The following is a 15,331-nucleotide window of genomic DNA, read 5'->3' as shown; positions in this document are numbered from 1 at the left end:
GGGACGTTCCATGAACGCCATCGAGATTCCCTTCCAAGGCGAGACGCTTTGCGCGTTGGCCTCGGGCGCGCTGCTTTGGCGCGCGCGCGACCTGTTGATCGTGTCGGACCTACACTTGGGCAAGTCCGAGCGCATCGCGCGGCGGCGTGGCACCATGCTGCCGCCCTACGAGACCCGCGCGACGCTCGAGCGGCTGGAGGCCGATCTCGCCGCGACGGGCGCGAATGGCGTGCTTTGCCTGGGCGACAGTTTCGACGATCTCGACGCGGCGACCGGTCTGGAGCCGCAGGACCGCGCGCATCTGGTCTCGTTGATCGAAGGGCGGGCATGGCATTGGGTCGAGGGCAACCACGATCCCGGCCCGGCGGGGCTGCCCGGCGTGCATCATGCCGAGCTGGTCATGGGCCCGCTCACCTTCCGTCATATCGCCGAGCCGGGCGCGCAGGGCGAATTGTCGGGACATTACCACCCCAAGCTCGGCCTGCCCGGCTGTGGCGAGGCGCGGGCCTGCCTGCTCTTCGACGCGACCCGGATGATCCTGCCCGCCTACGGGGCCTATACCGGCGGCATGCCCGCCACCGCGCCGGAGCTGCGCGCGTTGATCGGCAGCCCCGGCTTCGCGGTGCTGACCGGATCGAAGCCCTTGCTCGTTCCCTACCCCGCGCGCGCAGGCGCGGGGCGAGGTCGCAGGCGGTTCTAGACGGTGAGCCCTTCGGGCTCGGGCAGGCCATTGGCGCGGCAGGCAGCCGTGAGCGTGTTGGCCAGCAGGCAGGCGATGGTCATCGGGCCGACGCCGCCGGGGACCGGGGTGATCGCGCCCGCAACCTCCTTCGCCGCGTCGAAGTCGACATCGCCCACCAGCCGCGTCTTGCCGCCCTGGGCCTCGACCCGGTTGATGCCGACGTCGATCACGGTCGCGCCGGGCTTGATCCAGTCACCCTTGACCATCTTCGGACGGCCAACCGCCGCGACCACGATATCGGCACGGCGCACGACATCGGCGATGTCCTTGGTGCGGCTATGGGCGATGCTCACCGTGCAGCTCTCGCCCAACAGCAGATGGGCCATCGGCTTGCCGACGATGTTGGAGCGGCCGATCACCACCGCTTCCTTGCCGGACATGTCGCCGAGATGATCGCGCAGCATCATGAGACAGCCCAGCGGCGTGCAGGGCACCATCGCCTTCTGTCCGGTGCCCAGAAGACCGACATTGGAGATATGAAAGCCGTCCACGTCCTTGGCCGGATCGATGGCGTTGATGACAGCGTCTGAGTTCATGTGCTTGGGCAGCGGCAGCTGCACGAGGATGCCATGTACCTTCGGGTCGGCATTGAGCTTGTTCACCAGCGCCATCAGATCGGCCTCGGAGGTGTCTTCGGACAGGCGGTGCTCGAAGCTCTCCATCCCGACCTCGACCGTCATCCGCCCCTTGGAGCGGACATAGACCTCTGAGGCCGGGTCGGCGCCGACCAGAACCACGGCCAGGCCGGGGGTGATGCCATGCGCTTCCTTCAGGGTCGCGACCTGCTCGGCCACGCGGCCGCGAATGTCGGCGGCAAACGCCTTGCCGTCGATGATGGTGGCGCTCATTCGGCGTCTCCCTTGCCCAGAACCTCTTCCTCGCGCGCGATGAAATGCTCCATCATCTCGCGCCACAGCCGCTCGGTCAGGCCGATGTCGAGACCTTCGGCATGGGCGCGGGCGATCACCTTGTCGAGCACGTCCTGCACCCGGCTTTCGATCCGGGCGGGCAACCCCTCGCGCGGCTTCAGCTCGATCGCGCGTTCGATCATCGTGGAGCGGTGCGCCAGAAGCCGCACCAGCTCCGCGTCGATCGCGTCGATCTCGCGCCTGAGCGCCGCCATGTCGCCGATTTCGGCCGCTGCCGTCATTCGAAACCCTCCGAAAGCTCGTTCGGGGGCCTTTTCCCACAGTGCGACGGCCTAGAACAGACCCTCGACATGACCGGCATCGCATAGCCGAATCTTCTCTGCTGCAGGACGGCTCGGTAGGCCGGGCATGGTCATGATCTCCCCGCAGACCGCGACGACGAAGCCCGCCCCAGCCGAGAGCCGGACCTCGCGGACCGGCACGTCGTGGCCGGTAGGGGCGCCGCGCCGGGTGGGATCGGTGGTGAAGGAATACTGCGTCTTGGCCATGCAGACCGGCAGATGGCCGTAGCCCTGCGCCTCCCATGCATGGAGCTGGTCGCGGATCTTGGCATCCGCGATGGCCTGATCGGCGTGGTAGATGCGCCGGGCGATGGTGTCGATCTTGTCGAAGAGGCCCATCTCGTCCTCGTAGAGCGGCGCGAATGAGGAGGCGCCGCTCTCGGCCAGCTTCACGACCCGCTCGGCCAACGCCTCGGCGCCCTTGCCGCCCTCGGCCCAATGCCGGCACAGCACCGCCTCGGAGCCGTGCTGGTGGACATAGTCCGTCACGGCGGCGATCTCGGCCTCGCTGTCACCTGCGAAATGATTGATCGCGACGATCACCGGCACGCCGAAGCCCTTGAGGTTGGCGAGGTGCCGCCCGAGATTGGCGCAGCCGCGCGAGACGGCTTCCGCATCCGGGGTGCCGAGATCCTCCTTAGCGGTGCCGCCATTCATCTTCAGCGCCCGGATCGTCGCCACGAGCACCGCCGCATCGGGGTGCAGCCCGGCCTTGCGACACTTGATGTCAAAGAACTTCTCGGCGCCCAGATCGGCGCCGAAACCGGCTTCTGTCACCACGAAATCGGCGAGCTTGAGCGCCGTGGTGGTGGCGATGACCGAGTTGCAGCCATGCGCGATGTTGGCGAAAGGGCCGCCATGGACGAAGGCGGGGTTGTTCTCGAGCGTCTGCACGAGGTTGGGCTGCATCGCGTCGCGCAGCAGCACCGTCATCGCGCCATCCGCCTTGAGATCGCGGGCAAAGACCGGCGACCTGTCACGTCTGTAGGCCACGATCATGTCGCCCAGCCGCCTTTGCAGATCGCGCAGATCGGTGGCGAGGCAGAGGATCGCCATGACTTCGGACGCGACGGTGATGTCGAACCCCGCTTCGCGCGGAAAGCCGTTGGTCACGCCGCCCAGGCTCGCGGTGATCTGCCGCAACGCTCGGTCGTTCATGTCGATCACCCGGCGCCATGTGATGCGGCGGGTGTCGATGTCGAGCTCGTTGCCCCAATAGATGTGGTTGTCGATCATCGCGGCGAGCAGGTTGTGGGCACTGGTGATCGCGTGGAAATCGCCGGTGAAATGAAGGTTCATCTCCTCCATCGGCACGATCTGCGCATAACCGCCACCAGCGGCGCCGCCCTTCATGCCGAAATTCGGTCCGAGGGACGCCTCGCGGATGCAGATCGCGGCCTTGCGGCCGATCCGGTTGATCGCATCGCCCAGCCCCACGGTCGTCGTGGTCTTGCCCTCGCCGGCCGGGGTCGGGTTGATGGCGGTGACGAGGATCAGCCTGCCCGAAGGGCGATCCTTCAGCCCGTCGATGAAGCGTTGGGAGATCTTGGCCTTGTCGTGCCCATAGGGCAGCAGGTCGGCTTCGGGAATGCCCAGCCGTGCGCCGATCTCGCGGATCGGCAGCTTGTCCGCCGCGCGGGCGATCTCGATGTCGGATTTCTGTGCCATGCGCCTAGTTCCCCCCTGTCCTGACCCCAGCCTCACCCGCCCGGCCGCGCTGTCCCGCGCCCAGGCGACCCATCGCGGCCCTTATGCGTCGCCTGCGGCAACGGGACGCCACGCCCGCTGATCCGGCAGATGCAGGCGAAGCGTATCGCCCGACCGCAATGTGCCGGGGCGTTCGACCCATGCCGTGACGCCGCGCAGCCCCTTGGAGGCAGATTTGAACGCCTTGCCATGGCCCGGCCGTGCCGTCTCGATGGTCATGGCGGGGAACTGGCAGGGCCGGTTCTGCATATCGATGACCAGGGTGCAGCCGTCTGGCCCCTGCAGGCGCGCCGAGGGCGGCAGGTGGCTGAAATCCGGCAGACCGGCGATCACCACCGAGGCGCCGAGCCAAGCGGGATCGACCGCCTCGAGGTCGAGCCGTTTCGCGATCTCGTCGAGCTCCTCTGCGCCCACAAGGCTGAGCTGACGGGTGTTACGGATCTCGGTCCCCTTGGGATGCTGCGAGGTGACGCGCGAGCAGGAGGGACGGGTCAGGCCGGCATGAACCTCGCCATCCATGCCACCGAAACCGAGCTCCATCTTTTCGAGCGCCAGCGTTTCGATCGGCGCTTCGTTGCGGTGCGGAACACGGCCGAGCCAGGTGATGCATCCGGTGAATTCGGTAGGGGCAAGCGCGGGCATGGCGATTCCTGCATTGGTTGCACTCCTCATGCCAGCAGGTTCCGCCTCGCTCAAGCGCACATGAAAAGCCCCGGCGCCTTGCGGGGCCGGGGCCGATATCGATTCACGTGGAACGTGGCGCTCAGGCGCTGGGCTCGGGCAGCCCGCCATCGGGCGCCTTGGGCTTGCGCGTCTTGGGGATCGCGGTGATCGACGCGCCGCCGCCCTGCTCGGGCTTCTGGTGGTCGTCATCGTCGCCCCTGTTGAGCGGCTCGCCGGCGATAACGCGGGTGATCTCGTTGCCGGTCAGCGTCTCGTACTCCAGGAGACCCTGCGCCAGACGCTCGAGATCCTCGCGCCGCTCGGTCAGGATGCGCTTGGCGGTCTCGTAACCCTCGTCGATGATCCGGCGGACTTCTTCGTCGATGATCTTCTGGGTCTCGGCCGAGTGGCTCGCCCCGCCGGAGTAGGAGCCGAGATAGCTCTGCTGCTCGTTGGCGTAGTCGATATGGCCGATCTTGTCCGAGAAGCCGAACTGCGTGACCATCGCACGGGCGATCTTGGTCACCTGCTGGATGTCCGAGGTGGCGCCCGAGGTCACGTTCTCCTTGCCGAAGATCAGCTCCTCGGCGACCTTGCCGCCCATCGCCATGGCGATCTTGGACTTGTACTTGGTGTAGGTGACCGAGAGCTGGTCGCGCTCGGGCAAGCTTAGCACCAGACCAAGGGCCCGGCCACGCGGGATGATGGTCGCCTTGTGGATCGGGTCATGCTGCGGAACGTTGAGGCCGACGATGGCGTGACCGGCCTCGTGATAGGCAGTCAGCTTCTTCTCGTCCTCGGTCATGACCATGGAGCGACGCTCCGAGCCCATCATGACCTTGTCCTTGGCGTTCTCGAAATCGATCATCGTCACGAACCGGCGGCCGACGCGCGCGGCCATCAGCGCCGCCTCGTTGACGAGGTTGGCGAGATCCGCGCCCGAGAAACCGGGGGTGCCACGCGCGATGATGCGCAGATCGACATCCGGGCCAAGCGGCACCTTGCGGGCATGCACGCCGAGGATCTTCTCGCGGCCCTTGATGTCAGGGTTCGGCACCTGCACCTGGCGGTCGAAACGGCCCGGGCGCAGCAGCGCGGGGTCGAGCACGTCAGGACGGTTGGTCGCCGCGACGATGATGATGCCCTCGTTCGCCTCGAAGCCGTCCATCTCGACCAGAAGCTGGTTCAGCGTCTGCTCGCGCTCGTCGTTGCCGCCGCCATAGCCCACGCCACGCGACCGACCCACGGCGTCGATCTCGTCGATGAAGACGATGCAGGGTGCGTTCTTCTTGGCCTGCTCGAACATGTCGCGCACGCGGCTGGCGCCGACGCCCACGAACATCTCGACAAAGTCGGAGCCCGAGATGGTGAAGAAGGGCACGCCCGCTTCGCCCGCGATGGCACGTGCCAGCAGCGTCTTACCGGTGCCCGGAGGGCCCACGAGCAGCGCGCCCTTGGGGATCTTGCCGCCAAGGCGCGAGAACTTCTGCGGGTTGCGCAGGAATTCGACGATCTCCTCGAGCTCGTCCTTGGCCTCGTCGATGCCGGCGACGTCGTCGAAGGTGACGCGGCCATGCTTTTCCGTCAGCAGCTTGGCCCGGCTCTTGCCAAAGCCCATGGCGCCGCCGCGTCCGCCGCCCTGCATCCGGTTCATGAAGTAGATCCAGACACCGATCAGCAGCAGGAAGGGCAGCAGCGACAGCAGGAAGGTGGTGAAACCCGACTGCTCCTGGCTGCGCGCGCTCACGGGGATGTCGCGTTCGATCAGCAGCTGCGTGACCTCGGCATCCTCGGGCTTGATGGTGACGTAGTCACGACCGTCGGTGCCGCGGTAGCGGACCTCTTCGCCGTCGAGCGTCACCTGCGCGACATTGCCCGTCTCCACCGCCTCGACGAAGTCGGAATAATTGCGGGAATTCGACTGGAGCGTGGACTGCCCGCCGCTGAACAGGTTGAACAGCGCCAGGATCAGCAAGAAGAGCACGACCCAGAAGGCGATGTTGCGCGCGTTGCCCAAGGGATTTCCTCCGAAAAATAGATCAGTCCGCGCTTATCGGCGCGAGGACCGTGAAATCAAGATAGAGATTGCCGTGGCATCTTCAATGCGGAAGCGCCGGATAAGGGAACTCCGCGACAATCCGCGCGCCGGAATCGTTCCCACATCCGGCGATCGGCGCCGCGAGGAGCGTTTCGCCGCGCCACAGCGCCGGGCTGGCGAGCAAGGCGGGTCGCGGCAGTCCGGTGTCACGCCAATCCGGACAGTGCGCGAGCCCGGCGGTGCCCAGCGCCCCGAGTCGCAGCCCCGCCTCCCTGGGCGCGGTCTCGAGCCGCCAGCGCCCGTCCCAGAGGGCATCGGGCGCCACATCCGGTCCGACCCGTGCGGGTTCGCGGCACAGCCACAGCTGCCCTGCCCTCTCGCCCAACAGCACCCCTGACAGGCTGCGCCATTGCCCAGCCGCCGCTTGGTCGAGCGCGCGGCGCAAGCTGTCGAGCCTTGGACGATAGGCCGCCCCGCCAATCCAGCGCAGCGCCGCCGACACCAGCCGCAGTCGCGTCTCCTCCGGGGCCTCGCGCAGCGCAACGGCGTCGATCCGGACCGCGCCGCCTGCAAGCCGCAGCGCGCGGGCGGAGAGGTCGCCTGCAAGGTGATCCAGCGCCTCCCGCGCCATCGCCATGCGCTCCGCGGTCTCGGCCAACCCCTGCGCATCGATGCCGACCGGTTCGAGCTGCGCAAGCGCGTCCCGGGCGCGAACCCGCTGGAACCGCGGATCGGCGTTGGAGGGATCCTCGTCCCACGCGATACCCCGTTCCTGCAGCCAGTCACGCAACGCATCCCGACGCAGACCGAGCAATGGCCGCAGCCATGTGAACCCGCCTTCGCGCCGCGCCTGAGCCATCCCCGACAGCCCGTCGACGCCGGAGCCGCGCGCCAGCCGCATCAGCACCGTTTCGGCCTGATCATCCAGCGTGTGTCCCAGTGCCACCGTGCCGAGCCCATGGCACGCGGCCCAGTTCCCGAGCAGGCGTTGCCGCGCGTGGCGGGCGGCGTCCTGCAGATTCCCCCTGCGGTCCCAACCGGTCCAGTGAAGAATCTCGTGCGGCACGCCCAATTCCATACAGGCACTGGCCACGCGCATCGCCTCGGCCCTGGCCTCGGGGCGCAGCCCGTGATCGACCGTCGCCGCGCGGCAAGGGATGCCACGAGCCTGCGCCTCACGCGTCATGAGGTGCAGCAGCGCCATGGAATCCCCGCCCCCCGATACGGCGAGACCGAACCCCTCGCGGAGCTCGGTCTCGAACGTCTCGAAGAAACTCGCGACCACCGCACCCGGCGGATCGGGCCGCGTGGTCACTGGCAGGACAGGTTTCGCATCGCGGTCTGCGCCTCGGTCGCTGCCGGGTCGCCCGGAAAGCGGGTCCCGACCTCGCCCAGCGTCACGCAAGCGTCGGGCACCTGACCCAGCGCCGCGAGCGACTGGCCGAGCTTAAGCAGCGCCTGTGGTGCGACCTTGCCGTCGGGATCGCCGGAGAAGCTGTCGAGATAGGCCCGCGCCGCGCCGGCGCTGTCACCCAGCCCGGTCAACGCTTCGCCGCGACCGAACAGTGCCTCAGAGCTCAGCGCGCCGCCTGGGTAGGCCTGGAGATAGGCCGCAAACTGGTCAGCGGCGCTGCGAAAGTCACCTTGGGCGAGCACCTCCGACGCCCGCTCGAAATCCGCCTTCTCGCCGACGGCGAGAGCGGGGCCGGACCCGGTCGGAGCCGGGGCCGCAGGGGTGGGTACGGAAGACGCGCTGTCGACGCCGCCGAGGCTCGGCGTGTCGCCGAGCTGGCTGATGTCGCAATCGGACTCAAGCTCGCAGATCCGGAATTCGAGATCGCCGACCCGGTTGGTGCCGTCGGTGGTGATCCGGTTGATCCGGAACTCCAGCTCCTCGGTCTTGGAGGTCAGGCCCTGAAGCTGCGCTTCGATGGCGTTGAGGCGTTCCAGCGCCGAGTTTCCGCCGACCGCCTGCGGCGTGGCGCCGGTGGTGTCGAGCTCGCGGCGGAGCGACTGGATGTCGCCATAGAGCACCGACAGCTCCTGCCGGATGTCGGCTAGGGTCTGGGACTGCCCCTGCGCATTGCCCACGGCCGGAGCCGCAAGGGCGCACAGGAGCGCGAGGCTGCGCAGGGGGGCCTTCATCAGCTCAGCGCCCCGGCCGCGATCACGGTGACGGCGCGACGGTTCTGCGCATAGCAGCTCGGATCGGAGCAGGTCGCGATCGGACGCTCCTTGCCGTAGGAGATGGTGCGCAGCCGGTTCGCCGGCACGCCGCGCGAGATCAGGTATTCGCGCGCCGCGTTGGCCCGCCGCGCGCCCAGCGCGACGTTGTATTCGCGGGTGCCCTGCTCGTCGGCATGGCCTTCGATCACCGCGAGGTAATCGCTGTTGGCCTGCAGCCATTGCGCCTGTCCGTCCAGCGTCGCCATCGCCTCCGCACTCAGCGTCGACTGGTCGACCGCGAAGAGCACGCGGTCACCGATGGTCTGCTGGAAGTATTCGGGGCTGTTGGGATTGCCGGCGCCGAGGCCGCTCTGGCCGATACCAGCCTGATCGAAGCCCGCGCCGGCGCCCGCCCCGACGCCCATGCCGTCCGCGCCAGCACCGGCACCCGCACCGAAGCGGTCGGGCCGGGTACAGGCAGAGAGCGCCAGCGCGCCGACGAGGATGGATACGGTGAGATACTTGTTCATGAAATTGGTCCTGCCCCTCGAGGAGTGTTCGTTAAAATGCCTAGCACGGGGTCGCCCCCGTGCAAACGCCGGGTCCTTACTGTTGCAGCGGTCCCCAGGACGGATCCGAGGCAAAGCCACCGGTCGGCACCTGCTTGAGATTGCGACCCGAGATGTCGACCGAGTAGATCTGCGGGCCGCCCGAGGCGCCCTGCGTCTCGCGGGTGAACATCAGCACGCGGCCGTTCGGCGCCCAAGTCGGGCTTTCGTCCAGGAAGGACGAGGTGAGCAGCCGCTCCTCGGAGCCATCGGTGCGCATCACGCCGATATGGAACCGGCCCGCATTCTGCTTGGTGAAGGCGATCAGGTCGCCGCGCGGCGACCACACCGGAGAGCCGTAGCGGCCCTCGCCGAAGGAAATGCGCTGCGGCTCACCGCCGGAGGCGGACATGACGTAGAGCTGCTGGGTGCCAGAACGGTCGCTCTCGAAGACGATGCGGCTGCCATCGGGCGACAGCGAGGGCGATGTCTCGATCGAGGGCGCCGAGGTCAGGCGGCTATGCGAACCGGAGCCGAGGTCGGTGCGGTAGATGTCGGTGTTGCCGCCGGTGGAGACCGAGTAGATCACCGCGCTGCCATCCTTGGAGAAACGCGGCGAGAAGGCCATCTCGCCCTCGACGGTGGTGATCTGCCGCCGGCCGACGCTGGCCACGTCGAGCAGGCTGATCCGCGGGAAGCCGCTCTCATAGCTGGTGTAGAGCACCCGGTCGCCATTGGGCGAGAAGCGCGGGGCGAGGACGAGGCTGTTGCTGTCGGTCAGGAACTGCCGGTTCTCGCCGTCGTAATCCATGATGCCCAGACGACGGGCGCGGTTGTCCTTGGGGCCGCTTTCCGCGACGAACACGACGCGGCTGTCGAAATAGCCGCTCTCGCCAGTGATGCGCGAATAGACCGCGTCGGCCACCTTGTGACCCATGCGACGCCAGCCGCCGGTGGTACCGGCGAACTGCAGCCCCTCACCCAGCTCGGCGCCGGTGAAGACGTCGAACAGGCGGAACTTCACGGTGAGCTGGTTGCCGTTCACGGCGACCGCACCGGTGATCAGCGCCTGCGCGTTGATCGCGCGCCAGTCCGGGTAGGCTACCGGGCTGGCAAAGCTCGCGGGCGTCGAGATGAAGGACGAGGCCGGGATCTCGCGGAACAGGCCGGTGCCGGTCAGGTCCTGCGCCACCACGCGGGTGATGTCGGCGGCGATCTGCTCGGCGCCGCCGGTCTCGGCCTGGAACATCGGCACCGCGAAGGGCAGCGGCTCGATCACGCCTTCAGAGATGGTGATCCGCAACGGGCCGCTCTGGGCGGTCACCGGGGCGGGAAGCACGGTCGCCGCGACGAGCGGCGCCAGCAGAAGCGCGATGGTTCTGGTCAGCATCTTGGTCCTCGTTCCGTCAGGCCGCGGGGGTCTGGCGCCCCTTTGTGCGCAGCGGCGTGTGTTTGGGCAACGCCCCTTCGGGCGCGCGGGTTCAACGGTTTCGTGAGCGCGCCGAAACATCAGCGCATTCTCATGCCCGAGGGGTCGAAGGTCATCTCGACCTCCTTCCACTGCTCGTACTTGTCGGCGGGCAGCACGTAGCCGTCGCGCTGGCAGCGCAGGATCGCGCGCCGCGCTGCCTGGAAGGCCGCCTCGATCGCGCCGTCGCTGCCGCCTTCACCGGAGATCCGCCGCACGTCGCCCTGCACCCGGCCCTGCGGGTCGAGATCGAAAGCCACGGTCAGCGTCACCCGTGCCGCCTCGGAGCCGACATCGACGTTCCAGCACTGCTGCACCGCGACACGGAAGGCGTCCTGCTCGGCCCCGGTCATCGGCGGGCCGGGATTGGCGGCGGGCGCGGCCGGAGCGGGCGTGGAGGCCAGTGCAGCGGCCAGCGCGTCGGCCACGGCGTCGCTGGTGTCGACCGGGGCGGGCGTGGGCTCGGCCTCCTGCGATGAAGCGCTCTGCGTCTCGGCAGGCGTTTCGGGCGCAGGCGCCGGAGCTGGATCGCGGCGGGCCGGACGCGATGGCGGACGCGGCGCCGAGGGCGGCGCAAGCGCCGCGACCTGCGGGGCGGGCGGCGTCTCGGGCGCGCTGGCGGGCTCCTCGGCCTCGGTCACGATCTCGGTCGTGGCCTCCTCGGGGGCGGTTGCCTCCTCCTCGATCTCGGCCACCTCGGCGCTTTCGGCATCGGGCGTCGCGGCCTCGCGCACGGCATCGGCCACCTGCGCATCGGGCGGCGGCGGCGCGACGGCCTCCGGCGCCACGCGGGGCGCGGGGCGGGGCACGGGGCGCTCGGAGATGTTCGGCAGCTCCGGCACCGGCGGCGGCGCGGCGGCGGGAGGCGCCGGCGGCGGTGCGATCTCCTCGACCGCCTCGGCGGGTGGCTCGGGCAACGGCTCCGGGGCGGGCGGCGGCGGGGTTTCCTCGGCCGGGGCCGCCGGGGCGGGCGGCGGCGGGGCCGGCTCGGCCGGGGGCTCCTGCGGCGTCTCGGGCGCGGGCGGGGTCTCCTCGACCACGGGCGCCTCGGGGGCGGGCGGCTGCTCGGTCTGCGGCTGCGGCGAGGTTGCGGCGACGAGGGCGGCATATTCCTCGCCGGAGACGACGGACACGGGCGCGACCTCGAAATCCAGCGGTTCGGCGTCGAAACCCCAGCCCATGACGAGCCAGAGCAGCAGGCCGGCGTGGCCGATGCCCGAAATATAGCCGCCGGTGCTCATAGCAAGGGCCTCAGCCGCCCGAGGGCAGCGCGGTCGGCGCGCCCGCCCCGAAATCAGACCCGCCCACATCCGTAACCAGGCCGATATTCGAGAAGCCGCCGGCGTTGAGCGCGCCCATCACCTCGGCGACCCGGTTCCAGGCATTGGCGCCGTCAGCGCGCAGGAAGATGCGGTTCGAGCTGCGCTCGGACGCGATCGCCTGCAGCCGGCCGATCAGCTCGCCCTGCGGCACCTCGGTGGTCTGGATCATCAGCCCGCCTTCGGCGGTCACGGTCACGGTCAGCGGCTCCTCCTCGTCGGAGGGCAGTGCCGCGGCCGCGGTCTGCGGCAGCTCCACCGGGATGCCCACGGTCATCAGCGGCGCCGCGACCATGAAGATGATCAGCAGCACCAGCATCACGTCCACGAAGGGCGTGATGTTGATCTCGGCCATCGGCTGCGCCCGGCCCCGGCGGCGTCCGCGGCGATTGCCGCCTCCGCCCGATTTCATGACCCCAGCGCCCATCTCAGCTATCCAGCTGGCGCGACAGGATGGTCGAGAATTCGTCGGCGAAGGCCTCGTAGCCGCCGATCAGCCGGTCGGCATCGGCCGACAGCTTGTTGTAGAAGATCACGGCCGGGATCGCGGCCATGAGGCCGAGACCCGTGGCGAGCAGCGCCTCGGCGATGCCCGGCGCCACGACGGCGAGGTTGGTGTTCTGCGCCTCGGCGATCTCGATGAAGGCGTTCATGATGCCGAACACGGTGCCGAACAGGCCGACGAAGGGCGCGGTCGAACCGGTCGTGGCCAGCACCGGCAGGCCGCGTTGCAGCCGCGATGCCTCCTTGGCGATGGCCACATCCATGCCCCGGTCGATCCGTGCCTGAGCACCGGCGATCAGCCCGCCATCCTGACGATGCGAGCGGCGCCACTCGGTCATGCCGGCGGCGAAGATCCTCTCGGAGGCGCCGCGCGGGTTGGCACCGATCTCGTCGAAGAGCTGGTCGAGCGGTTCGCCGGACCAGAAAGCGCGGTCGAATCGCGCGGCCTCGCTGCGCGCAGCGCGGTACTGGATGACCTTGTCGACGATCACGGCCCAGCACCAGATCGAAGCCAGGATCAGAGCGATCATGACGAATTTGACGGTGATCGTCGCGCGGGCGAACAACCCCCACATCGAGAAGTCTACTACCTGATCCATCTGCCTGCTCTTTGTGACGCGCGCGCGGCCTCTGCCGGGCCGCTAGGGGGGCGCATACCCGATCCTCAAGGCGAAATCCACTTCGCGCTTTGCACGGTGCGGTGAGAGGGGACAGCCCCGCCGACACCCCCATGGCGTCGTCGGCGGAACTCCGCCACCCTAGCCTGCCGCCAGCGCGGCGCGCAGCCCGGCCGGCAGTCGCATCGGCCGCCCCGCTTCCGACAGCGCCACGAGTTGCACCTGCGCCGCGAAGCATGCCGTCTCGCCCCGCCGCACCGCCTGAGACAGAGTGATCCGTGCGCCGCCGAGTTCTTCGAGTTTGGTCTCCACCGTCAGAACGTCATCGAAGCGCGCAGGAACGAGGTAGTCGGCCTCGACCCGCCGGACCGCAAAGACGATGCCTTCCTCCGCCTTGAGACGGGCCTGATCGACGCCCAGGCTCCGCACCCACTCGGTGCGGGCCCTCTCGATGAATTTCAGGTAATTGGCGTAATAGACGATCCCGGCGAGATCGGTGTCCTCATAGTAGACACGGATGTCGAAACGATGCGTCATGCGTGGCCTTCGGCGCGATAGAGTACGAGGGGCATTTCGGACACGGCGCCGTTCATGCCTCGTCCGGAGCCGCCGCCGCGCCGCCCTCTCCCGCACGGATACGCGCGGCGAGCCGCAACGCCGTGGCCGGGTCGTCCGAAGCCGCCGGCAACACCGGGTCGTATGCGGCGCGGATCAGCGCCGCGATCTCGGGCTTGAGCACGACCGTGCCATCCGGGGCGGAGGCGAGCGGCGAGGTCGCGTCGAAAGCGCTCTCCGACCAAGTCAGCATGGACAGCACCGCCTGGCTCAGCGCCAACACGTCGGCGGGCACCTCGGCCGCTTCGCCCTTCATGCGCAGAAAGACGATGCCGGCCCGGATTGCACCATCCGGCTCGAAGCGGAAGGCGCGGTACTGGCTGGCATCGTTCTCCGCCAGTTTCGCCAGCAGTTCCGGCAGGCCCGGTACCAGCTTGTCGAGATCGGGCACGGCCGCGAGTTCGTCCCATTCGCGACAGAAGAAAACCAGCAGGTTCACGCCCAGCTCGGGATCGGTTTCGGCCATGTCGTGATCGGCGAGGCGGCACAGCGCCTGCAGCGCCGATTTCATCACGCCGAGCGTTTCGTCCTCGACCCCGAACACCACCGGCACGATCGGCCGGCCCCAGCGCGCGCACATATAGCCGCCATCGCCCCGGGTGAACATCGCCTCGACGGCTTTTGCATCCAACATCGCCGGTCCTCCTGTTTGGGCCGGGATACGCGTCGCGGCCCTGTCGGGCAAGCGCGGGGGATCAATCGAACAGGACGCCCTGCCCCGATTCGGGCGCGCGCGGCACAGCGAGGCCGAGATGCCGCCATGCAGCATGGGCCAGCATCCGTCCGCGCGGCGTGCGCTGGATCAGCCCCTGCTGCAGCAGGAAGGGCTCGATCACCTCCTCCAGCGCATCCCGGCTTTCCGACAGCGCCGCCGACAGCGTCTCGATCCCCACCGGCCCGCCGCCATAGGCCTCTGCGATGAGCCGCAGGTAGCGCCGGTCGGCCCCGTCGAGGCCGAGATCGTCGACGCCGAGCCGGGTCAGCGCGCTGTCGGCCAGCTCCCGGGTGACCCGCCCGTCGCCCTCAACCACCGCGAAATCGACGACCCGGCGCAGCAGCCGCCCGGCGATGCGCGGGGTGCCGCGCGCCCGACGCGCGATCTCGCGCGCGCCGTCATCATCGGCGGGGGTGCCCAGCAGCCGGGCATTGCGGGTGACGATCTCGTGCAGCTCGTCGACTGTGTAGAACTGCAGCCGCGTCGGGATTCCGAAGCGGTCGCGCAACGGCGTGGTGAGCAGGCCGAGCCGGGTCGTCGCGCCGACCAGCGTGAAGGGCTGCAGCTCGATCCGCACGGTGCGCGCGGCCGGACCCTCGCCGATCACCAGATCGAGCGCGTAATCCTCAAGCGCCGGGTAGAGCACCTCCTCGACCGCCGGGTTCAGACGGTGGATCTCGTCGATGAAGAGCACGTCGCGCGGTTCGAGATTGGTGAGAATGGCGGCGAGATCGCCCGCCTTGGCCAGCACTGGCCCGGAGGTCATGCGGAATCCCACGCCCAGCTCGCGGGAGATGATCTGCGCCAGCGTCGTCTTGCCGAGACCCGGCGGGCCATGGAACAGCGTGTGGTCCATCGCCTCGCCACGGATCCGCGCGCTTTCGATGAAGATGCGCAGGTTGGCGCGGGCCTCGGCCTGGCCGATGAACTCGTCGAGACCCTGCGGCCGCAGCGCGCGATCGTGGTCTTCGGGAAGCCGCTCAGGGCGCAGCGCGGGATCGGGAGCGTCGGTCATCGTC

General features: G+C 68.8%; 16 protein-coding genes. 1 reads left to right on the top strand and 15 read right to left on the bottom strand.

Annotation, left to right across the window (positions count from 1 at the left end; translation table 11 throughout):
- Positions 1 to 10 precede the first annotated feature (10 nt).
- Positions 11 to 700 (top strand): ligase-associated DNA damage response endonuclease PdeM, encoded by a 690-nt coding sequence (gene pdeM, locus FHS00_RS12160; RefSeq protein WP_183473894.1) that lies wholly within the window; start codon positions 11 to 13, stop codon positions 698 to 700.
- Here pdeM and folD read toward each other — a convergent pair.
- The 15 genes from folD to ruvB all read right to left on the bottom strand — a co-directional run bounded on the left by folD (position 697) and on the right by ruvB (position 15,327).
- Entirely contained in the window at positions 697 to 1,590 is an 894-nt protein-coding gene (folD, locus tag FHS00_RS12155; protein WP_183473891.1) for a bifunctional methylenetetrahydrofolate dehydrogenase/methenyltetrahydrofolate cyclohydrolase FolD, read from the bottom strand. The genes pdeM and folD overlap by 4 nt on opposite strands.
- Positions 1,587 to 1,892, bottom strand: coding sequence for a chorismate mutase (locus FHS00_RS12150; RefSeq protein WP_183473888.1), 306 nt, complete (start codon positions 1,890 to 1,892; stop codon positions 1,587 to 1,589). Before FHS00_RS12150 ends, folD begins: the two co-directional genes overlap by 4 nt.
- A gap of 51 nt (positions 1,893 to 1,943) precedes the next feature.
- Positions 1,944 to 3,620, bottom strand: coding sequence for a formate--tetrahydrofolate ligase (locus FHS00_RS12145; RefSeq protein WP_183473884.1), 1,677 nt, complete (start codon positions 3,618 to 3,620; stop codon positions 1,944 to 1,946).
- Positions 3,621 to 3,701: 81 nt separating this feature from the next.
- Positions 3,702 to 4,301 carry an MOSC domain-containing protein gene (locus FHS00_RS12140; protein ID WP_183473882.1) on the bottom strand — a complete coding sequence of 200 codons (600 nt, stop codon included), beginning with the start codon at positions 4,299 to 4,301 and terminating at the stop codon, positions 3,702 to 3,704.
- A gap of 121 nt (positions 4,302 to 4,422) precedes the next feature.
- Positions 4,423 to 6,339, bottom strand: coding sequence for an ATP-dependent zinc metalloprotease FtsH (gene ftsH, locus FHS00_RS12135; protein WP_183473879.1), 1,917 nt, complete (start codon positions 6,337 to 6,339; stop codon positions 4,423 to 4,425).
- An 82-nt stretch (positions 6,340 to 6,421) separates the two neighbouring features.
- Positions 6,422 to 7,675: a tRNA lysidine(34) synthetase TilS gene (gene tilS, locus FHS00_RS12130; protein WP_183473876.1), complete on the bottom strand. Its 1,254-nt coding sequence runs from the start codon at positions 7,673 to 7,675 to the stop codon at positions 6,422 to 6,424.
- Positions 7,672 to 8,505 carry a tol-pal system protein YbgF gene (ybgF, locus tag FHS00_RS12125; RefSeq protein WP_183473862.1) on the bottom strand — a complete coding sequence of 278 codons (834 nt, stop codon included), beginning with the start codon at positions 8,503 to 8,505 and terminating at the stop codon, positions 7,672 to 7,674. The genes tilS and ybgF overlap by 4 nt, the downstream gene beginning before the upstream one ends.
- Positions 8,505 to 9,056 carry a peptidoglycan-associated lipoprotein Pal gene (gene pal / locus FHS00_RS12120; protein WP_183473859.1) on the bottom strand — a complete coding sequence of 184 codons (552 nt, stop codon included), beginning with the start codon at positions 9,054 to 9,056 and terminating at the stop codon, positions 8,505 to 8,507. Before pal ends, ybgF begins: the two co-directional genes overlap by 1 nt.
- Before the next feature lie 76 nt (positions 9,057 to 9,132).
- Positions 9,133 to 10,464: a Tol-Pal system beta propeller repeat protein TolB gene (tolB, locus tag FHS00_RS12115; protein WP_183473856.1), complete on the bottom strand. Its 1,332-nt coding sequence runs from the start codon at positions 10,462 to 10,464 to the stop codon at positions 9,133 to 9,135.
- A 119-nt stretch (positions 10,465 to 10,583) separates the two neighbouring features.
- A complete protein-coding gene (locus FHS00_RS12110) occupies positions 10,584 to 11,783 on the bottom strand; it encodes a hypothetical protein (RefSeq protein ID WP_183473853.1) in 1,200 nt (399 codons plus the stop codon).
- Positions 11,784 to 11,793: 10 nt separating this feature from the next.
- Positions 11,794 to 12,288, bottom strand: coding sequence for an ExbD/TolR family protein (locus FHS00_RS12105; RefSeq protein WP_183473850.1), 495 nt, complete (start codon positions 12,286 to 12,288; stop codon positions 11,794 to 11,796).
- A gap of 1 nt (position 12,289) precedes the next feature.
- Complete coding sequence (gene tolQ, locus FHS00_RS12100; protein WP_407660130.1) at positions 12,290 to 12,940, bottom strand: protein TolQ; 651 nt, start codon at positions 12,938 to 12,940, stop codon at positions 12,290 to 12,292.
- 183 nt (positions 12,941 to 13,123) lie between these two features.
- On the bottom strand, positions 13,124 to 13,519 hold the full coding sequence (gene ybgC / locus FHS00_RS12095) for a tol-pal system-associated acyl-CoA thioesterase (RefSeq protein ID WP_183473844.1): 396 nt from the start codon (positions 13,517 to 13,519) through the stop codon (positions 13,124 to 13,126).
- Between the two features lie 52 nt (positions 13,520 to 13,571).
- Positions 13,572 to 14,231 carry a hypothetical protein gene (locus FHS00_RS12090; protein ID WP_183473841.1) on the bottom strand — a complete coding sequence of 220 codons (660 nt, stop codon included), beginning with the start codon at positions 14,229 to 14,231 and terminating at the stop codon, positions 13,572 to 13,574.
- Positions 14,232 to 14,292: 61 nt separating this feature from the next.
- The gene (gene ruvB / locus FHS00_RS12085; protein ID WP_183473838.1) at positions 14,293 to 15,327 is read right to left on the bottom strand and encodes a Holliday junction branch migration DNA helicase RuvB; all 1,035 of its coding nucleotides are present in this window, start codon (positions 15,325 to 15,327) and stop codon (positions 14,293 to 14,295) included.
- Positions 15,328 to 15,331 lie beyond the last annotated feature (4 nt).

The organism is Limimaricola variabilis, from assembly GCF_014195545.1.
GTDB lineage: Bacteria > Pseudomonadota > Alphaproteobacteria > Rhodobacterales > Rhodobacteraceae > Limimaricola > Limimaricola variabilis.
Note: the sequence above shows the minus strand (reverse complement) of the source record. Positions and strands in the feature narration are given on the sequence as shown.